This window comes from Lacinutrix sp. C3R15, assembly GCF_018860825.1.
In the GTDB taxonomy this organism is placed as follows: Bacteria; Bacteroidota; Bacteroidia; order Flavobacteriales; family Flavobacteriaceae; genus Oceanihabitans.
This window is the reverse complement of the sequence record NZ_JAHKPZ010000038.1, coordinates 133,484-155,682: the sequence shown is the minus strand read 5'-3', so window position 1 is coordinate 155,682 and position 22,199 is coordinate 133,484. Positions and strand designations below refer to the sequence as shown.

At 34.3% G+C, this 22,199-nt stretch carries 8 protein-coding genes; 5 read left to right on the top strand and 3 right to left on the bottom strand.

From position 1 onward, the window contains the following. Window positions 1-94 precede the first annotated feature (94 nt). The 4 genes from gdhA to KO494_RS15385 all read left to right on the top strand — a co-directional run bounded on the left by gdhA (window position 95) and on the right by KO494_RS15385 (window position 7,043). Window positions 95-1,438: an NADP-specific glutamate dehydrogenase gene (gene gdhA, locus KO494_RS15400; protein ID WP_215968510.1), complete on the top strand. Its 1,344-nt coding sequence runs from the start codon at window positions 95-97 to the stop codon at window positions 1,436-1,438. Window positions 1,439-1,556: 118 nt separating this feature from the next. Next, complete coding sequence (locus tag KO494_RS15395) at window positions 1,557-3,911, top strand: two-component regulator propeller domain-containing protein (RefSeq protein WP_215968509.1); 2,355 nt, start codon at window positions 1,557-1,559, stop codon at window positions 3,909-3,911. After that, window positions 3,911-4,633: a DNA repair protein RecO gene (recO, locus tag KO494_RS15390; protein ID WP_215968508.1), complete on the top strand. Its 723-nt coding sequence runs from the start codon at window positions 3,911-3,913 to the stop codon at window positions 4,631-4,633. The genes KO494_RS15395 and recO overlap by 1 nt, the downstream gene beginning before the upstream one ends. Before the next feature lies 1 nt (window position 4,634). Beyond that, window positions 4,635-7,043 (top strand): TonB-dependent receptor, encoded by a 2,409-nt coding sequence (locus tag KO494_RS15385; protein WP_215968507.1) that lies wholly within the window; start codon window positions 4,635-4,637, stop codon window positions 7,041-7,043. A gap of 255 nt (window positions 7,044-7,298) precedes the next feature. Here the strand turns inward: KO494_RS15385 and KO494_RS15380 are convergent, their stop codons facing one another. Beyond that, window positions 7,299-12,974: a choice-of-anchor D domain-containing protein gene (locus KO494_RS15380; RefSeq protein WP_215968506.1), complete on the bottom strand. Its 5,676-nt coding sequence runs from the start codon at window positions 12,972-12,974 to the stop codon at window positions 7,299-7,301. Window positions 12,975-13,283: 309 nt separating this feature from the next. Then, entirely contained in the window at window positions 13,284-18,869 is a 5,586-nt protein-coding gene (locus tag KO494_RS15375; protein ID WP_215968505.1) for a T9SS sorting signal type C domain-containing protein, read from the bottom strand. Between the two features lie 443 nt (window positions 18,870-19,312). Here KO494_RS15375 and KO494_RS15370 point away from each other — a divergent pair, with 443 nt between their 5' ends. After that, window positions 19,313-19,786 carry a regulatory protein RecX gene (locus KO494_RS15370; RefSeq protein WP_215968504.1) on the top strand — a complete coding sequence of 158 codons (474 nt, stop codon included), beginning with the start codon at window positions 19,313-19,315 and terminating at the stop codon, window positions 19,784-19,786. 55 nt (window positions 19,787-19,841) lie between these two features. Here KO494_RS15370 and KO494_RS15365 read toward each other — a convergent pair whose 3' ends face one another. Beyond that, entirely contained in the window at window positions 19,842-22,025 is a 2,184-nt protein-coding gene (locus tag KO494_RS15365) for a T9SS type A sorting domain-containing protein (protein ID WP_215968503.1), read from the bottom strand. Between the last annotated feature and the right edge of the window lie 174 nt (window positions 22,026-22,199).

The following is a 22,199-nucleotide window of genomic DNA, read 5'->3' as shown; positions in this document are numbered from 1 at the left end:
GCTAAAAATAAAAAAAAAGCACATATTTTTTAAAGATAATGTATATTTGCACATATAATATTCGATATATAATATTTATCAAAAATTTCATAAAATGAAAAATAAAATTGAAGCTTTTTTAGATATAGTAAAAGAAAAAAACAGCCATGAACCTGAGTTTTTACAGGCTGTTCATGAGGTTGCTGAAACGGTTATTCCGTTTATAGAGAAGAATCCTCAGTATCAAAATAAAATGTTATTAGAGCGTATGGTAGAGCCAGAGCGTACTATAATATTTCGAGTTCCTTGGATTGATGATCAAGGTGATACTCAAGTAAACAGAGGGTTTAGAGTAGAGTTTAATTCCGCAATAGGACCTTACAAAGGAGGTTTGCGTTTTCATCCTTCAGTAAATCTTAGTATTTTAAAATTTTTAGGTTTTGAACAAGTGTTTAAAAATTCATTAACCACCTTACCAATGGGAGGAGGAAAAGGAGGAAGTGATTTTAATCCTAAAGGAAAAAGTGATAACGAAGTAATGCGTTTTTGCCAATCTTTTATGAATGAGTTGTTTAGACATATAGGTGCAAATACAGATGTTCCAGCAGGAGATATTGGTGTAGGTGGTCGTGAAATAGGTTATATGTTTGGACAATATAAAAGACTACGTAATGAATTTACAGGTGTTTTAACAGGTAAAGGTATTACTTATGGAGGCTCTTTAATTAGACCAGAAGCAACAGGTTATGGTTGTGTGTATTTTGCAAAAAATATGCTAGCTACTAAAGGAGATTCAATAAACGGAAAAACAGTTGTTATTTCTGGTTCAGGTAATGTAGCACAGTATGCTTGTGAAAAAGTAACAGAATTAGGTGGTAAGGTAGTTACTATGTCTGATTCTTCTGGTTATATATATGATGCAGATGGTATTGATGCAGAAAAATTAGCATATATCATGGAGATTAAAAATGTGAATCGTGGAAGAATTAATGAGTACACAGATAAATATACTTCAGCAACTTTTCATAAAGGAGAAAGACCTTGGGGAGTAAACTGTGATATAGCATTGCCATGTGCAACACAAAATGAATTAAATGCAGACAATGCAAAAGCATTAATTAATAATAATGTAATAGCGGTTGCTGAAGGAGCAAATATGCCTACAACACCAGAGGCTATTGAAGCTTTGCAGAAAGCTAAAATATTATTCTCACCAGGAAAAGCATCTAACGCAGGTGGTGTTGCAACATCAGGTTTAGAAATGAGTCAAAACTCTTTACGTTATAACTGGACACGTGAAGAAGTAGATGCTAAATTAAACCAAATTATGAATGATATACATGAGTCTTGTGTTACTTATGGTACGCAAGAAGATGGTTATGTAGATTATGTAAAAGGAGCAAACATTGCTGGATTTGTAAAGGTGGCAGATGCCATGTTAGCACAAGGAGTGGTGTAGCTTATATAATATATTTTTAAAAAAGCTTCCTAAATAAGGAAGCTTTTTTGTTTTTAATATATTATTTTAACTTAAAACTCGTTAGTAATAAATATATTTGAAGTTGAATATTTTAATTATGATTAAAAAAATAACACGCATACTACTGTTACTATTGCCAATAGTAGCATCATCACAAGATTATTCTGCACAATGGCAAGGGTATTTTTCATATTCCGATATTAAAAATGTATCTCAAGGAAATGGAAAAATTTATGCAGCTTCAGAAAATGCAATTTTTAGTTATGATATTGAAACTAATGAAATTGAAACGATAACAACGGTTAATGGTTTGTCTGGTGAAACGATTTCTAAAATTCACTATAGTGAAGCATATGAGCTTTTAATTATAGGGTATGAAAATGGTTTAATAGAGATTGCTTTTGATGACCCTGAAGAAGATGTGTTAACCATATTAGATATATTTGAAAAACCAACCATACCACCTACAGATAAAAATATTAATCATTTTAATGAGTATGATGGTCTCGTATATATTTCTACAGAATACGGTATTTCTGTTTATGATTTAGAGCGTTTAGAGTTTGGAGACACGTATTATATTGGTAGCCAAGGAACTCAAATTAGAATAAAACAAACAGTAGTTTATAACGACTACATTTATGCTGCTTGTTTAGATGCAAATGGTACTAAAAGAGCACCATTAAATAGTAGTAATTTAGTAGATTTTGAGGAATGGGAGACTGTAGCTACAGGTAATTTTCTGGTAATAGAAAAGAATAATGGTAATTTATATGCAGCTAAATTTAGTAGATCTTTTTTGCAAATAGAAGATGATAATTCACTTACAGATTTAGTTGTTCATGATGACCAGCAAATAGATCTTAGAAGCGTTAATAATTATTTAATTGTAACTACAGAAAATGATGTATTCGTATATGATGGTAATTTCACACAAATAGCACAAGTATCTACCAGTGATGATTTAGATACAGAATTTACATCTGCTACAATAGATGATGAGTATTTGTATATTGGTACCACAGACTTAGGTTTAATAAAAACACCCATTTTAAACCCTGTTACATTTGTAGAAATATTACCTAATGGCCCTCTTTTTAATTATACTTTTTCTATAAAAGCTTCTGCTAATAATCTTTGGGTTACCTATGGTGATTATGATTTGCATTTTAATCCTTCTCCCTTAAGACAATATGGTTATAGTCATTTAAAAAACGAAGAATGGAAAAACATACCTTATGATAGTGTGTTAAATGCGAGAGATTTAAATACCATTTCAATAAACCCTTTTGCAGAAAACCATGTGTTTATTAGTTCTTTTCAAGATGGCTTGTTAGAAGTAGAAGATGATATTTCTATAATTTTACATGATCAAACCAATAGTGGTTTAGAGTCTTTAGTTATACCAGGAAATTCAAATGTAGTAAGTATAAGACAAGGTGGTTCTAATTTTGATAGTAATGGTGTTTTATGGACTACAACCGGAAGAGTTGAAAGACCTTTAAAATCTTATGATCCATCTACAGGACAATGGCAGAGTTATGATTTTTCAACTTTAATTAACGACGGATTAAATGATGAATGGGGTCATGGGGATTTGGTTATAGATAGTAATGGAACAAAATGGTTTGGAGGCTATAATTTTGGACTTATTGGCTATAATGAAAATAACTCCAGTGTAAAACTTAGAGCTTTATATACAGAAGAACAAAACATGCCTTCTACTATTATTACTGCATTAGCTTTAGATAATAGAAATCAAATTTGGTTTGGTACAGATAAAGGATTGCGTGTGCTATATAATACTACTTCCTTTTTTACAGAAGCAAGTATAACAGCAAGCCAAATTATTATTTTAGAAGATGGTGTAGCAGAAGAACTCTTATTTCAACAATTTATTACAGATATTGAAGTTGATGGATCTAATAATAAATGGGTGAGTACGCTAGATTCTGGTTTGTTTTATTTTTCATCAGATGGACAAGAAACGATATATCATTTTACTACAGAGAACTCGGCTTTGCCAACCAATAATGTTTTAGATTTATCTATAGATTCCTCTAATGGTACGGTTTATATAGCAACAGAAAAAGGTTTAGTTTCTTTTAAAGCAGGAGGTTCTTCTGCAACAGAAAGTTTAGAAGATGCTTATGTGTACCCAAATCCTGTAAGACCAACATTCAATATTACACAAGACAAAGTAAAAATTAAAGATATTTCAGATAATGTAAATATTAAAATTACAGATATTGAAGGTAACCTAGTTGCAGAAGCAGAAACAGGAACCAATTCAAGATACAAAGGATATAATTTAGAAATTGATGGTGGAACCGCTTTTTGGAATGGTAAAAACCTTGCTAATAATGTGGTCGCTTCTGGTGTTTACTTAATAATGCTTTCAGATTTAGATACTTTAGAAACTAAAGTCTTAAAAATAATGGTTGTGAGATAATGATTGTAAAAACCAATGCTATTGTTTTATCTAAAATAAAGTATGGCGAGCATGATTTAATTATTAAATGTTATACTAAAGAATATGGTGTTGTTAGCTTTTTACAAAAAGGGATTTTAAAGGCTAAAAAAGGAAAAGTAAAAAAAGCATATTTTCAATTACTTTCTCAATTAGAGCTAGAAATAACCTATCAAGAAAACAGGTCCCTTCAATATATAAAAGAAGTAAAGCCTCACGTAATTTACGCAACCTTGCATAATGATATCTTTAAAAGTACTATTGTTATGTTCTTGTCTGAAGTACTATCTACATCACTTCAGGAAGAAGAAGAAAACGAAGCTCTTTATGTGTATCTAGAAACTACGCTGCAGTGGTTAGATATGCAAGATAGTTGTACAAACTTTCATTTATTATTTTTATTAAAACTAACCAAACACCTTGGTTTTTATCCAGAGGAAAATAAAAGTGATTTTTCTTCTTTTAATTTAAAAGGAGGAAGGTTTGAAAACAAACCAACAGATTTTTATAGTATTACAGGTGAAAATTTAACACTGTTAAAACAGTTACTAGGCACAGTTTTTGATAACCTATCTGCTATCAAAATAAATGCAACGCAAAGACAGGCTTTTTTAACTATGTTGTTGTATTATTTTGATTTACATTTGGGAAGTTTTAAAAAACCAAAATCCCTAGAGATTTTTAATCAAGTTTTTAATACATAATATGAAGTATATTACTATTCTTTTTTTTTTATTTTTTACAAGTATTTTTACGCAGGCACAACAAATAACCGTTATAAATAAAGAAACCGGAGAACCCTTACCAAGCGTTGCTATTTATAACCATAGTAAATTAAAAAGTACCATTACAGATTTTGATGGCCAAGCAAATTTAGATGCTTTTAATGCTTCAGATGTTTTATACTTTCAACACCTTTCTTATCATGTGTTTTCTATTGAAAAAGCTAAAATAAAAAATGCTGTTGTAGCTTTAACAGCCAACTCGCAAGACTTAGAAGAGGTTGTGGTATCTGCTTCAAAATTTAAACAGAGTAAAAGAGATATTCCGCAAAAAATAACCAATATAAGCGCTAAAGATATTCAATTTTCTAATCCGCAAACTAGTGCAGATTTATTAGAGCAATCTGGACAAGTATATATACAAAAAAGTCAATTAGGAGGAGGTAGCCCAATGATTAGAGGTTTTTCTACCAACAGGCTTTTAATTACGGTAGATGGTGTACGTATGAACAATGCTATTTTTAGAGGAGGTAACCTGCAAAATGTAATATCTATAGATCCTTTTAGCATTCAAGACACAGAGGTAACCCTTGGTGCAGGTTCTATAATTTATGGTAGTGATGCCATTGGTGGTGTGATGAGTTTTTATACAAAAACACCAAAATTATCTTACACAGATTCTCTTGCATTTACTGCCAATGCAGCAGTAAGATATGCTACAGCATCTAATGAAAAAACAGGACATTTAGATTTTAATATAGGACTTAAAAAATGGGCGTTTTTTACCAATGCTAGTTATACTTCTTTTGATGACCTAAGAATGGGAGCGCATGGTCCTGACGATTACTTAAGAACAGAATATATTGAAACCAATAATGGCGAAGATGTTATTGTGCAAAATAGCAATCCAAGAATTCAAAAATTTACAGGTTATGATCAAATAAACCTGCTACAAAAAGTACGTTATGAAGCTTCAGATGATTTAAGTTTTGATGCAGGTGTATATTATTCGGCTACTTCAGATTACCCAAGATATGATAGATTAATACGTTATAATGGTGATGAATTACGTTCTGCACAATGGGATTATGGTCCGCAAAAATGGTTTATGACTAACTTTGGGGTAACCAAGTTAAGTAGTGGAGCTAGCTTGTATGATAAAATAAAATTTGTAACTGCATACCAAAATTTTCAAGAAAGCAGAATAGATAGAGATTATCAATCTACAATTCAAGATAATACAGAAGAACATGTAGATGCATACTCTGCTAATCTAGATTTTGAAAAACTGTTAAGTACTAAAACCGAATTATTTTATGGTTTAGAGTATGTATATAATAAAGTACATTCAAAAGCATTTGCTAGAGATATAACCACCAATACTACCGAAGCAATTGTAACTAGATATCCAGACAATTCCAGCTGGCAATCTGCTGCAGCTTATGCTAGTTTAAAATATAAGCCAAACCCTAAATTTGTATTGCAATCTGGTATTCGATATAACCATGTTGCTTACCAAGCAGATTTTACAGCAAATAATGTGTTTTTAAACCTTCCTTTTAATACTACAAAAAGTGATTTTGGCGCATTTACAGGTACAGCAGGTATAAGTTGGGCTCCTAATAAAACCATGCAGTGGAAATTAAATGCCTCTACAGCATTTAGAGCTCCAAATATTGATGACGTTGGTAAAGTGTTTGACAGCGAACCAGGATCTGTGGTTGTACCAAATGAAAACTTAAAACCAGAGTATGCGTATAGTGGTGAACTAGGTTTAAAATTAAACTTTGATCATGTGGTTGTTTTAGATTTAGCAACCTATTACACCTATTTAGATGATGCTTTGGTAAGACGTGATTACACCTTAAATGGCGAAAGTGAAATTATGTATAACGGAGAGTTAAGTCAAGTACAAGCCATGCAAAATGCTTCTAAAGCATGGATTTATGGTTTTGAAGTTGGCATGGAAATTAACTTTTCTGAAAAAACACAACTTCGCTCACAATACAATGTAATTGGTGGTACAGAAGAAGATAATGATGTTGAGGTTCCAGTAAGGCATATAGCACCAAATTTTGGAAATACACACTTTATTTGGAAATCAAATAAATTAAAACTAGATGCTTTTGCAGAATACAATAACGAACTTTCGTTTTTAGATTTAGCGCCTTCAGAAGCTGAAAAAGATTACATCTACGCTCTAGATAGTGACGGAAACCCGTATTCGCCATCCTGGTATACTTTAAATTTTAGTGCACAAATGGAAATCTGTAAAAATACTACACTAACAGCAAGTTTAGAAAATATTACAGACCAACGTTATAAAACCTATTCTTCTGGTATTGCTGCTCCAGGAAGAAACTTTATTATAGCCTTAAGTTATAGCCTATAGTTTGTAATTTTTTATTTGGGCGTTTACTACTTCGCTTAAGCTACGTAGTACCAGGCTGTACATTATATCTTTTTATGTTTTAATGTTTAGTGTGCTAAATAAACAGAAAACAAATAGAAACTACAGTACTAATTAAACCAGGTTTAGATACCATAAAAAGGATGCCATTTCCATCCTTAACGCAAAAAAAGCCTTTCTCAAAAAAAAGAAAGGCTTTTTGTTGTTTCATACAAAGTAGAAAAATCGAGACTCTACTTAGTTTCTTTTAATTGCTTTTTTTGTAATAACCACATCGTTAGATAATGTTACTTTGGCAAGATAAGCAGCCTGGCTTAATCTATCTAAATTATAGGTTTCTGTGCTGCTGTTTCCGTTTAAGTTGTATAACAATCTTCCTAAAACATCATAGATTTTTACATTTTTAATTTGTACATCATCAGAAGTGCTAAACATTACCATACCATCAGGTTGTTCTATTATGGTAAGCGCGTTATTTAATTGGTTTTCATTAATAGATAAAGAAGTATCGTTAAATACAATTTCAAACCTATCATTAAACTCACCAGTTTCTGATGTAAAACTATAGTTTGAAGCACTTAAATCATGAACCACTTGCATTAATTTATCACGTAAGTAAATGGTGTTATTGGTTAAAAACCCTCCTTGTACTTGTGCAATACTAATGGTGTAAATGGTTGCTTCTGCAATACTTGTTTTAAGACCAAAAGGTATCACTTCTTCTAGGTTTAAACTTTCAGGAGCTCTAGCTTGAATTGCTAATTTGTCTTTAGCATTTGTATCTTCAATAATAGAGTAAAGAATAGTATGCGCATCTGTAGCAAAGTTTTTTGGTGCGTCATAATACATGCCATCATAGGCATTTGTAGCACCATTAATATAACCAATTAGTATTTGGTTAAATGCGCCATTATCTGTAGTTAAATTTAGCCAAATTTTTTCTGTTAGGTCACTGTTTGTAGTTCTAAAAAACTGATTATTGTTTCCTGTTACACGCATGCTATTGTTAAAAATAACATTGGCAGTTTCTATAGTACCAGAAGCGGTTGTTGTAGTTGCTGCATTAGATAGCGAGATGAAAAAACCTTGTCCAGAAGGAATAAATCTATCTGGTGTTACACCATCACCACCAGCAGTTTGCCCTATTCCATTAATTACGGCATAATCACTTTGTGCAAAATTTAAAACTTCATTTCCGTTATTGGTATCTGTATATGCTGAGTTTTGAGACCATAAAAAGATAGCACCATCGGTAACACCTGTTGTTGTTTCAGATACATTAGTGTCTATAATGGTGTTAGCAGCAAGAAAAGCATCTGCATCAATTGCTGAAGCATACGGATTACCAATAAAGTTCCAGTTATTATCGTTTAACTCAAGATCGTTTCTGTACAGAGGTACTGTATAGTCACCTGTATGTAATGCGCCTTCAAAAGTATATTCGTAGTTTGCTCCAGGCATACCAAAACCTGTTTGGTTGTGCATTGCAGCGTAACCAATACCTGGTAACATAACATCGCTATTGCTGGTGAATTGCCAATCGTTACCATTATCATCAATATCATCTTGACCTGTAACGGTTCCGTTGTTGTTATTGGTTTCGGCAGTTTGGTCTAAATAATTTTGCGCATTATACCAAAAACGTCTTGTAGGATGCGCTTCTAATAAACCATTACCAATAGTTTCACCTACTACAGGAGAGCTCCAATAGGTGTATTCATACCAGTTGTTTAAAGGAGCAGTACGTTTGTTTACTTGTGTTATAGCATCTGTATGTAAGGTGTATGTTCCTGCATTTACACCATCACCACGTTGTACAAAGCTTCCTTTGTCTTCTACAAGTATTCCGTCTGTATTAGAACCATCACCATACACCTCTACATTGTTTATGACTTCTACAAAATCTCCATTAGCAATAACCAATTGGTTTCCTGCATTTACAAGTAGCTGGCAAGCAGTAAAACTAGTTTCCGAAAGGGTATTGTAATCGCCATTAATTATTGTTATGGTGTTCATGTCTGGAGTAATACCATCTAACCACATGGTGCCATCCCATTCTGCTTTTTGTGTTTTAAGTTTTACAGCTTCACTTGCGGTATAACAAGTAGCTCCATCCTCTCTTACTTGGCAATAAAATTGGTAATCAATAGCGTTTAATGTGTTGTCTATACTTAAAATTGCGCTTGTGGCACCAGAGTATGTTGCGTCGTTTGTAACAGCAGTCCAAGTGGTTTGCATTGGAGCCAAATAATACCATTGGTATGCAAGAGGTAAGCCTGTGGTTACACCTTCTGATGCTTCTACTGTTAAGCTTGCAGTAAGATCGCAAGTTGCATTCTGAGGAAGAGGGTGTTGTGTAATAATTGGTGGTATACCTAATGAAAAATCATACAAACCAATATTTACATAATCAGAATCTGAACAAGTTGTCCAATCAATAATATTCCAATGTGCTAAATCAAAAGTCATGGTTGGTAAAATAGGCGCATCATTTTTTCTTCTAAAATTAACACCCTCGTCACCAAAGGATAAGCTGTTTGCCCAACTACCAGAGCTTTTTACACCAAATACATCCTTTTCTCCTTGATTGGTACCAGCGGTTTTTTCTAAAACAATAGCATCTGCCTTGTTGTTGTCAAAATTAATTCCTCCTAAACTAGGTTCGCTTTGGTTTGGACTTACGTTTAAGTTGTTTTCTGTACAAGTAGTTGTACCAATACTTACTACATGTACACTGTTATTTGCTAATGTGCCAGTAAGGTTTACTGTACCAGAAGAAGAGGTGCTTCCGTTATTATATAATTTTAAATCATAATCGCTTAAATCTACAGCTGTACCAGTACCATTAAATATTTCTACGTAAGAAGAACTACCAGAGGTAGCATCAGTAACTTCACTAATAAAGATATCGGTAGGTGTTGTAGATGAGGTTCCAGATTCACAACCCGAAATACTAGTATCAATAACATCAAAGGAATTGAAAGAAGAGCAACCTGTTGTTAAAGTAACCACTAAATTACCATCTGTAACGTCATTTGGTAATTGTAAAATAAGTTCGGATGTGCTAGAAGAAAGTACAGTTATATCAACGCCATTTAACTGTGCAGTTGCTCCAGATAAATCATTACTAGAGGTTACTGTTATTTCTGTTCCAACAGGTCCTTCTGTAGGCCAAATGGTACTAGTTACTGAAGCAGGACATTGACCTGTTCCTTGAATATCAAAAGTAAACGGATTTTCAGTTCCAGTAACATCGTTATTAGCAATACTTACTGTTGCAGTTCTTACACCATCAGCAAGAGGAGTGAATGTAATTTCAAAATCTACTTCTGCATTAGAAGCTAATGTTGCAGTACTTGGTTGTACATTCACTAAAAAATCTCCAGGATTCAAACCAGCAATATCTACTCTAGGTGTTCCTGTTAAATTTAAGTTTGATAATCCTACATTTTTAATAGTAAATGTTTTTGAAGCACTAGAACTACCAAGATTAATTGTACCAAATAAGGTGTTGTTTAAACCATAAGGAGCGTTAAATCCGTTAGGAATATTAATATTATTTCCTTCAACCGTTATTTCTGCACCAGTTGGTTGTTGTATGACAATGGTGTAATCTTCAACCTCTCCATCAAAATTTTGTTCACAAGGTGTAGAGGCTGATGTGTCAAATTTAGTAGAAACACGCATTCTTGTATTTCCTATTACTGCATTGGTTGGTACATCAATACTTAAAGGAGAAGCGTCTGTAGCACCATTCACTACATTATAAGCATTTCCTAATTCATAATCTTCACCATAATCATCAAAATCACCATCGTTGTTCCAATCTATCCAAGCTCTTGTGGTGGTGGTATAAGTACCATCTGTATTTACGTTTACAGTAAGGTTGTAGCTTTCTCCTAAATTGACATTTGTAGATATAGAGGTGTAATCTGTATAATCATTATCAGTATTGTCTGAAGCATTATTAATGGTATTAAATTCTACATTTTTAATTAGAGTAAGAAAAGTGTCGCTTCCATCTCCATAAGAATCACAATAAGTTAAAGTTGGTGTTGCACAAACCTCAACACCTTGTGTCCAGGTGGTTCCTCTACGAATAAATGCTTTAAAGCAGTAGCTAAGGTCATTAGTTAAGCCTGTAATGGCTCTAGAGTTACCTGTGCCTTTATATACTACTTGATTTGCTCCAGAATAAACGGCATTTGCGGTATACGCAGAACCATCACCTGTTGGTGTAAAAGTAACAGCACCTTGATTGGCAACAATAAGTATTTCATCCCAACACGAAGTTGGTGTTGGGTTTAGCCAGTTCAGGGTTACTTGATTGGTTAACGGTGTTGCTGTTAGGTTTCTAACATCTCCTTGTGCAATTTGTTCTAAATTACTGCCAACAGAAGTACCATTTGCCCATCCTGTAAGGGTTTCTCCATTATAGCCAAAAATTCTAAAGGAGTAGGTAGTATCTTCTGTTAAGCCTGTAATAGTAGCAGTGGTTCCGTTGCCTTTATACACTACTTTTCCTAAGCTAGCAGGTGTTTCAAAAGGAGCAGTATTAAAATTAGAATTGGCTGTATAGGTATTTGCATCATTTGATGGAGCTGTAGGTTGTGTGGTTCCTTCAATAGCAAAAATAATATAACCTCCTGTTGGTGGAGTGGATGGATTGTTCCAGTTTAAAGTAACTGCTGTGTCTTCAAAACAGCCACTTAAATTTTGCGCATTATTAGGTGAGCTATTACTTAGTGTTAAAGTACTAGTAGCAGATGTTGTAGAGCCACAAGCATTAGTTAGAATGCATCTGTATTGGTTACCATCCATAGCTTCTGTAGTAGCGCTAGTGGTATAAGATGCCGTAGTGTCTCCAGAACCTCCTGTTACGATATTCCATCCACTACCTGTGTTAACTTCCCATTGGTAGGAAGTGGCGTTTGTTGCTGCAACTGTAAAAGTAGCTGTATCTGGTATTACTTGAGTGGCGTTTGCTGGTTGTGTGATTATTGTTGGTGTAGTTATTCCTGTTCCTGTTAGGCTTATTGTAGCATCGTCTGTAATTGTCGCGCTACTTACGGTTATGGTCGTGGCTTGAGCACCAGTTGCTGTTGGTGTAAAAACTACATCAAAGGTAGCAGTACCTGATGGCGCTATGGTTGTGGTAGATAAACCACTAACAGTAAATTGTGTGTCGCTAGATGTGGCTGTAACATTAAGAGCTGCTAAAGTACCATTATTTGTTATAGTGTATTGTACAGTGCTACCTGGAGAGCCAACGCATAAAGAACCATGGTCTGTTGGTGTGCCTGTGATTTCTAGGTCTGAGGTTGGTGAACAAGTTTCTGTGTGAGCACCAATATAAGTCCATTCGTCTTGATTATAAACAATCCATTCGCTGTCGGTAGTATTCGTTCCAGATGAAGCTGTCCAATTAGTTGTTGGGTCACAAATAGTACTTTTACGAATTAATGTATGATTTGCAGTAGCGTTATTAACTCCTGCAACATCCCAACCAGAACCAGGGTCTGCCCCATTTGTACCAACTACATCTATTAAAGATCCTAATTTTGCAAGACCTACAGCATCATTTCCATTCCAAGTTGCAATTCCATCTGTTAAATCGGCTTCGGCAAGAATCACTCCATTTGAATAACTATTAGCAATAATGTAAACATCTCCATCTGCTAATGTTTCAGATAAGGTTATTAAGGATTCGTGCCAATTACCACCATTACTAATCTTCCATAATTCATAATCAGATAGATCTATTGGACTTCCTGTTCCATTGTAAATTTCAACATATTTATTGTTACTAGAACCTTCACTATATTCCGAAATTATCAAATCGCTCATCTGCCCATAACCAGAAACTAAAGCGTATAAAAAAGCTATCAATAAAAGGGAGTAATTTTTTTTCATAGAGATACTTATTTAAACGTAACTTTTCAACAATAAGATAACCTATCTCTGCTGTTATGCTTATTAATTAAGAAGTTTAAAATGTAAATATACTAAGAAACTGTCTCATTTCTAAATCTTTAGATAAAATAACCTTTTAATAACATATTGATTCGATGAATGGTAAAACGGAGTGTTATTAGGTGTGTTATCACCTTATAATTTATAATGGAGTTAATAATATTTAAAAAAGTTTACGTGTATAAAAAAAACAAAAGGCTTAACCACATTGGTTAAACCTTTTGTTATAAAAAGAAATACTTTGTATTGTTATTTTCTTTTCACCGCTTTTTTAGTAATTACCGTATTATTAGATAATGTTACTTTGGCTACATAAGTGGCTTGGCTTAAATTATTTAGCATATAGTTTTCTGTACTGTTGTTTCCGTTTAGGTTGTAAAGTAACCTACCTAATACATCATAGATTTTTACGTTTTTAATTTGTAAGTCTTTAGCTGTGCTAAATTCTACGCTACCATCTTGTTGTTCTACTATAGTTAAGCTGTTGTTGTATTGGTTTTCTTCTATAGATAAAGAGTTGTTATTAAATACAATTTCAAATCTGTTGTTATGTGTTCCTGCATCTAGTGCAAAGGTATATGGTGCATTATTTAAATGGTGTATGTGTCCTAAAGTGTTGTCTTTAAGGTAAATGTTTTGTTCACTGTTTTCAAATAAACCATCTACAGCAAAAAGAGCAATGGTATAATTAGAAGCGCTTGTTGCGTTTATACCTAAAGGAATAACATCTGTATCTACAAATGGTAATGCACGACCTTGTATTTTATAAGCTTCATTACTTATAACCGAATAGAAGTTTTTATTGCTATCTAGTTCAGATTGTGCATCATACATTCTGTCTACTTGCATAGTTGCGTTTTCTACATAACCAACTAAAATTCTTCTTGCAGGTTGATCTTCTGGAACTAGGTCTAACCAGATTCTGTGTTTTTCTGTATTTGCAGTTCTGTAAAATTCAGAATTATTTAAGCTAATGTCACGTAAAGAGTTGTTAAAAGTAACTGTTTCTGAAGCAGCAGCCCCATCTACCATATTTACCATAAAGCTTTGTGCAGCAGCTATATCACCATTAAAAGTACTAGGTCCAGCAGAAGAACCTGCACTGTTATAAGTTAGGTAGTCGTTTTCATCATAATTTGCAGCAAAATCATAATAATAAGGATCTGTAATAGAAGCATTAGGTAGAGTACCATGCGTCCAAATATTAATATATCCCTCAAGGTTTGTGTTTAATGTAAGAAAATCTATTGCGTTTATAGCAGAAGGATATGGGTTTCCTAATAAGTTCCAATCGTCATCATTGGTGTCATAACCTGCAGGATTACTTCCTCTAGAAACAGAAGAAGTTATAATTCCGTTTAAAGGTACACCATTGTTAAAAGTAGCTGTGTAATCAGCAGCAGTTGTGCTGAAAGAATTAGGGCCTCTAACAATATACCCAACACCAGGAGTCATGGTTGTATTAGCAGCAGAAATCCAGTTACCTTGGCTACCATTGCTATTTGTTATTGTTGGGTTCCAACTGTAAATTCTGCTGGTTGGTGATGCAGGAGATATGTTATTGGTGTTAAAACCAGCAACAGGAGAAGACCAGTATACGTAATCCATTTTACGAATAGAAGCAGTACGTTGCATGCTTATGTTACCAGTGTTTGTACCTGAATCATCTCCTTGAACTAAAGATCCATTGTTTTCAATATTAAAGATACCGTTATTGGTAACATCTAAATTTACATAAACATATCTGTTATCTGTAACTGTTAATGTATTTCCTGAGTTAATGGTAAGACTACCATGCATATATAAATCATTAGATACGTTTGTATTAAAGTTGTTACTAAGTATTACATTGTAAAATTCTTCTGGAATATTAGGAGGAATAGGTGTTTGTGTATTTGTAATTATTTGTGGTGTTGTTCCAGCAAACTCTACTGTACCATTCCCTTCATCAAAACCAGTTGTTCCTATGTTTGTTGTCCAATCACCATATAATTTAATATAACCATCTGCATTGGTGTTGTCATTATCATTCATGTCTAGAACACCTCCAGGAGTATCAATTAAAAGATCGCCATGTACTTCTAGAACATTATTAATACTTCCTGAAATTTCTACAGCATTTCCTGCAATGGTTAGGTTGTTGGCATAGGCTATTTCATTAACCTCATCTGCGTAAGAAGCAGTATGGTCTATAACTGCATTATTTATAGCACTATTATCTACTATAACATCTGTTGTAGGTTTAGGTACTGCAAGTGATTCCCAATTAGCACAGTTAAACCAGTTGGTATCTACATCACCAACCCATTGTCCTGCAGGATTACTTGGGCTAATGCTAAATGTTCTACCTCCATCAGAAGCGGTTGTAGTAGTTGGATCGAAACTATACGAGCCTATGTTCCAGTTTCCTGAATAATCAGACACATTATTTACAATTGTTCTAATAGTAGCTACCCCATGTTCTTTGTCATTTTCATAATATCCTCTAATATCATATTCACTTTCTACATTAAAGCAACGTAGTTCTGCAGGTAATCTAGAAACACGGTTAGCATCTGTAGAGCCACCAGAACAAGCACTAGAAAGCGATACCCATGGTGTGTCAATGGTAATACCATGCAATAAGGTACCATTAAATATATAGTTTGCTTCATTGGCATCAATAGAACCATCAGATACAAAATCTCCTTGCATTAGGTATAGTTGATCGGATCCAGAAGTAGAAATGTTAGCGTGTAAACCAGGGTTTACAACATTAAAATTAAAGTCACTAGTTCTTGTGGTTGTAGTTGTACCTTCGGTTACTGTAGCATAAATGATAAAGGCATCCGTGTTGGTAACCTCAAATTGAAGTACAGAACCAGCAGGTATTACGGTGCTACCAGTATAAGTTATTTTGGTTTCAAAAGGAGCTTGACTTGCGTCATTACTTCCTCCTCCCCATTTATTGGTTCTTGCATTAGCAGCAGCTCCAGCTTCAAAACGTGAATTTACTAATGAAAATTCTGTGCCAGTAGTAATATCTACAAGTGTAGCAATTAAAAACTCATCTTCTGAACCGTTTCCGTTAATTTGACCATCATAACCTACAAAAATAAGTTCACCAGGATTAAAAATAGTAGAAGTAGTTACTGTTAGGGTTGCTGTATTAGAAGTCGTGTTTCCACAAGCATTGGTAACAATAACTTGATAAAGATTTCCATCTTCTGTTAATTGTACGTTGGTAAGCGTAAGGGAGTTGCTATCTGTACCTGTGTTGGTCCACGTTGTTCCACCGTTAGTAGAGACTTGCCATTGGTAGCTACTTGCATTAGGACTAGATACTACAAAAGAAGCATTTCCGCCAATTCCTGCAGAAGTATCGCTAGGGTGTGAGTTTATAGTTGGAGTAGCTGTTGTTACCGAAACTGTGTAAGGACCAACTTCTCCGTCTGACCAACAGCCACCTACCGTATTGTAAGCTCTTACGTAATAATCACCAGAAGTGGTTACGGTTAAATTACTTGAAGCATCATTGCTTAGGTCTTCTCCTAAAGAAGTAGTTTGCCAATAATAAGCAACATCAGTAGGTGCTGTGCCAGAAAAACTTAAAGACGTACTAGCAGCACAAATAGGTGTTGCACCAGAAATAGTACCTGTTGGGTCTGCAGGTGTTGTGCAAGGTGTACCACAGTAAATTTCTACGTCATCAAGATATATAGTGCCCTCAGTTCTGTAAAACTGTATAATTGTGTTAGAAGTTGTGTTTATTGTTGCTGTAAATTGATTGTGTGATGTTGTTAATGAATATGGAGATTCTGGAGCAGCTGTCCATGAAGTACCTCCATCTGTCGAGTAATTTACTTGAATTATAGAGGAATTAGTACTACCTCTTGCCCAAAAATTTACGGTTTGTACACTACCTAGATCAGGAGATATAATGTTTGCTCCAGATGTGGATTTCATTTGGCAACTTTTAGATCCAGTATGCGGATTATTTCCTCCATAAACATTTGCTCCAGACCAAGTTCCTGAAGCTAAAGTCCATGAATTTGTTTGGTAACTTCCAGGAAGCCCACTTTCAAAGTCTTCTTCTAAACAAGGCCCAGAAACAGTACTTTCACTTCCTGTTAAAGGCATGGTTGTATTATATGTTGGACCACCAGCACAACTAGAATCGTTTAATGCAAAAACAAAAAAGTAATATTGAGTTGTTTGCGATAAACCAGTTGCTGTAAATGTAGTTGCGTTACTGCTTTGTACTACAGTACCACTACCAATAGAATCTCCTGTAGTATATGAAGTACCATCTACAGGGTTTGCACCTAATGTCGCTGAGGTACTAACTACCACAAGGTAGTCGTCTGCTGTGGTTGCTGTAAAAGAACCATCTATGGAAGAACTAGTTATATTACTTAAGCTTAAACTAGTTGGTTGTGTTGTTGGAGCAACACAAGGTGTTGGTGTGGTTACACAAATGCCAAAATCTCCAGAATCATTACCTGCATATTCCCAAACTCTAATATATACAGTAGTTCCTGGTGTTAAGTCGTTTCTTGTAATAGAAGACATAGCTCCATTTATACTGCCATCATCATTACATTCTATTAGAGTAAGGCTTCCGCAAGACCCAGAATATAGAGCCATTCCGCTGTCTGAAAAACCTATGTCATTGGTGTCTATAGTGATTTCTCCTGTTGCAGGAACTACTACAGAAAACCAAACATCACCACCTTGATAATTGGCACATCCTGGAGCAGTTTCACTACTACTATCTGTAGCATTTTCATTGGAGTAGGTAGTGTAGGTGCATGTGCCAGAACTTGGCGTTAAATCTATAGCTCCACTACAATCGTCATTAGTAGGTGGAGGAGGTAATACTTCTCCACTAACCTCAACTGTTGGTGTGCTTGCTATACCTGAAGTTGCATTAGTCATGGTAATTGTCCCTGAATACGTAGTAGATGCTAAGCCAGTCTTAAGTCTTACATAAATGGTATTGCTACTATTAGCATTTAAAGCAGAAATATTCACTGTGTTACTATAAGGACCTGTTTCGGTAGTAGCAATTTCAAAATTTGTAGGTGCTGTAATGTCAATGCCTGCAGTAAGTAATGTACCAGTAACATCAAAACTTTGTGAAGCAGATGGTCCTGCACCAAAAGCATAATCTAAATCTGTAATTGTTGTTGGTGTTGCGGTGATGTTTGGGCCAGCAATTGTACCAATAATTTCGGCATCATCTACAATCCAATATTCACTACTAGAATTGTTATTCATTACTAGTCTTACTCTCAGGTTATTCACGTTAGGTAAACCGTCAATAACTATTGTGCTATAACCATCAGTAGTTCTATAACCACCACCACCAGGGGTGAATACAGTAGGGCTGTTGTTGTTATCATATGTAGTAGAGGCAGTTCCTGTGCCTGTATCAAAGGACCATCTCGCATTACTATTTCCTTGTACTTCTAACTGACTTAACCAAGTAGTTCCTCCATCATTACTAATATATACGTAAACCCCATCTGCACCATCAGCTCCATTTCCTGTAGTTCCAGAAAAAGAGGCTAATCTACATGTAAAATAAACATTTGTATATGCGGAAGCATCAACATTTGAAAAAGTTATAGTTGAAGTGCCATTACTTTCTTCAATTGCCTGCGAACCACTTACAAAATTATTGTCTCCAGAAGGATAGGGGCCTGTTCCTGTTGCTATTGATCCACCTGTGTATGTCATTGTTGGGGTGGCAGGCGAAGTTTCGAAATCCTGAATAGCTATTGTTGTCTGCGCAAAACCAGATACAATTGCGCATAGGAATGCTAGTAAACTTAGGGCGTAGTTTTTAGTCATAGGGAAAATATTTTAATTTTGCTTGATAATATATTGCCAAACAAGCGCGCAATTTAAGTTAAAAAGTGTAATTATTTTGTGTTTTATACTGTTTTTTTGTTACCTAAAGGTTAATTTTTAGCGTTTTATGTTTTTTTTTATACCTGCGTGGTAAGCCTTTGTTTACGGTACATAGCATACAAAAACAGAATGTTTTATTTGTTTAAGGTGTTGTTTGTTAGTGTGTTAGTTGGGTTTTTTAAAAGACCGGTTGTTTGTTCGTAATATTAATAGCCAATACATGTGTTAATATAGCCAGGGTAACGTTTTATTCCTTTTAAATAATTATTTTTGTTTTTATTAAAAATAACAGAGCCAAATATATTTAATCACTAAGTTATGGGTTGGTTTGTTAGGTTAATTAATAATTAATTTACCGTAACTTGATTTGTTTGTACATGTCTATGCATACTCTAAAAACATATAGTTTAGAAGAAGCGCAAAAGAAACTAGAATACTACTGTGCGTACCAAGAACGTTGCCATAAAGAAGTAGTAGAAAAGTTAAAAAATATGCGTATGATTCCGGATGCAATTGATGTAATAGTGGTGCATTTAATACAAAACAATTTTTTAAACGAAGCACGTTTTGCAAAAGCCTTTGTGCTTGGTAAGTTTAGAATAAAAAAATGGGGAAAAAACAAGCTTAAGCAAGCATTACAACAAAAAGAAATTAGCAGGACTATAATAGATATTGCTTTAAAAGAAATTGCGGAAGAAGATTATTTAGAAACCTTTAATGCCTTGGCCGAAAAAAAGGTGGCAAGCATTAGGGAAAGCAATATTTATAAGAAAAAAAAGAAACTTGCCGATTACCTGCTCTATCGTGGTTGGGAAAGTCCTTTGGTATATGATGCTGTAAACCGTTTAATACAATAAGCCTTAAAATAACAACTATTTTAAGGCTTATTTGTTTAGTAAAAGCTGTTTTTTTTTAGCTGCGCTTTACCAGTTTTTTAGTAATTAGGGTTTTGTTATTTACCAATACTTTTACCAGATAAGTACCTACTGCTAACGCACTACTGTTTATAGTAACTGTAGCAGCTGCTTTTGTTGTTGTGGTATTTGTTAGTTGCCCTAAAGTATTGTACACTTCTACACTATTAATGGTGTTTCCTTGGTCAACTTTACATATAATCTCTGCGTTGTTAAGCTGTATAATACTAAGTTGGTCTTGTAATACATTGGTATTTGTACTTAGCGTTTCTGAAGTAAAAAGTATTTCAAAACGCGAATTAAATTCACCGGAAGTAGCATTAAAAGTATAATTAGATGCAGATAAATCATGCGTGGTATTTAAAAGGTTGTCTTTTAAAAAAATGGTGTTGTTGTTAAAAAAAGCTCCTTCTTTTCTTGCAATACCAATAGTGTATTGGGTGTTGTTGCTAATAGTGGTTTTAAAGCCTAAAGCAATAGATTGGTTGGGGTTTAAGTTTTGCGGATTTTTACTTTGAATGGCATATTTTTTATTGTTTTGTTCTGCAATTGTTGAGTAAATAACGGCAGCACAACCAGCAGAAAGGTTTTTAACGGCATCGTAATAATCACCATCATCACTATCTGTAGCGCCATCTACATACGCAATTAGTGCTTGGTTAAAAACTCCTTCTTCATTAGTAAGGTTCAACCAAATTTTATTTGCCTGTGCTGCGTTAGCATCTCTAAAAAACTGCTCATTACTGGTTGCATCTGCAACGCGCATCACGTTAGTAAAGGTAGCATTAGCATTTGTTAGCCCTTGAATAAAAAATCCTTGTCCTGAAGGAATATAATTACTTGGTATTTCACGCGAAGCACCAGCAACACCACCACTTCCGTTAATAATTACATAATCATCTGCACTAAAGTTTAGCGTTTGATTACCACTTGCATTTTGACTAGGAGGTGTTGCATGTGACCATAAATACACTGCTTTACCAACAATACCATCGTTTTGGGCAAAAAACTCTTCTACATTAATAGCAGAAGGGTAAGGGTTTCCAATAAAATTCCAGTCTAAATCGCCATTATCGCCATTATAATAAATAGGAGTGGTTATGGTTCCTGTATTAAAAGGTCCTGTAAAGGTATAGGTATAGGAGTTGCCAGCTACAAAACCAGCGTTAGAATGTGTTGCAGCATAGCCTACACCAGGTTGTAACACCGAAGATCCAGCAAGGGCAGCCCAATCATCACCATTGTCATCAATATCATCATGACCAGAAACATAGGTTCCTGTATTATTCATTTCTGTAAGTTCATCTAGATAGTTTTGCGCATTAAACCAGTAGCGCATACTTGGGTGAGCACTAGCAAGTGCTGTATTTGCAGTAGCGCCATTTACAGGAGAGCTCCAATAGGTATAATCATACCATTTATTTAAAATAGAAGTTTCTTTGTTAACTCTTGAGGTGCCTCCAGTATTTACTGTAAATGTACCTAAGTCATCTACTTGTACAAAAGACCCTTTAGATTCTACATCTAGTGTACCGTTAACGGTAACGTCTTTTTCTACTCTTAAATAGCTGTTATTAGCTACAGTTACTGTTTTGGTGGCAGCAATGTTTAAAGACCAAGCTTCTAGGTTTCCATATGTATCTGTATGGTAGTTGTCATTTAATATAGCTGTGGTTTCTAAAGTTGGTGTACCATTAGTCCATGCACCATTGCTCCATATTGTTTCTTTTCTGGTAACTTCTCCTGTAACCGATACTGTATAGTTTATGGCAGGATATGTAAAAATAGCTACGGTTGTTTCTGGAGCAGTAACTGTAATGTTTCCACTATATGTGCCAATAATAAGGTTGGCTTTTAAGCGAACATAAACAGTAACTGGGCCTAAGGAGATAAGTGCGCCTGAAATTACAATTTGATCTGCAAAATTAGTACTAGCAGAAGTAGATACTTCATATCCTGATGGAGCTATTACTGTATACGGCCTTGTTAAGAGTAAACCATCATCTATACTAAATGTTTTAGTGGTAGATGGTCCGTTATAGATTTCGTAAGTAAAATTAGTTAGTTCTTCTTCTGGAGGAGCAAAGGCTGTAGTTATATTGTTGCCAGACTTATTGTAATTTGCATAGGTAGAAATAGTAAATAGGACTGCAACAAAATAACAGTGTAGGAATGTTTTCATGTTAGTAGGTTTTGGGGTGTTATATTTACATCAAATTTCGAATAAATAATTTTAGTTTCCATGAAATGCATCTTTTTTTCGATGAAATGCATGTTTTTTTTATTTGAAATCTTGATTTTTAAAATGTAAGCATAAAAAAAGAGCATAAGTTTATGCTCTTTTTGTTTTGTAGTA

Excerpts from the sequence above, each read along its gene's own strand:
- gdhA (WP_215968510.1), top strand. The coding sequence starts at position 95 with ATGAAAAATAAAATTGAAGCTTTTTTAGATATAGTAAAAGAAAAAAAC.
- KO494_RS15395 (WP_215968509.1), top strand. The coding sequence starts at position 1,557 with ATGATTAAAAAAATAACACGCATACTACTGTTACTATTGCCAATAGTA.
- recO (WP_215968508.1), top strand. The coding sequence starts at position 3,911 with ATGATTGTAAAAACCAATGCTATTGTTTTATCTAAAATAAAGTATGGC.
- KO494_RS15385 (WP_215968507.1), top strand. The coding sequence starts at position 4,635 with ATGAAGTATATTACTATTCTTTTTTTTTTATTTTTTACAAGTATTTTT.
- KO494_RS15380 (WP_215968506.1), bottom strand. The coding sequence starts at position 12,974 with ATGAAAAAAAATTACTCCCTTTTATTGATAGCTTTTTTATACGCTTTA.
- KO494_RS15375 (WP_215968505.1), bottom strand. The coding sequence starts at position 18,869 with ATGACTAAAAACTACGCCCTAAGTTTACTAGCATTCCTATGCGCAATT.
- KO494_RS15370 (WP_215968504.1), top strand. The coding sequence starts at position 19,313 with ATGCATACTCTAAAAACATATAGTTTAGAAGAAGCGCAAAAGAAACTA.
- KO494_RS15365 (WP_215968503.1), bottom strand. The coding sequence starts at position 22,025 with ATGAAAACATTCCTACACTGTTATTTTGTTGCAGTCCTATTTACTATT.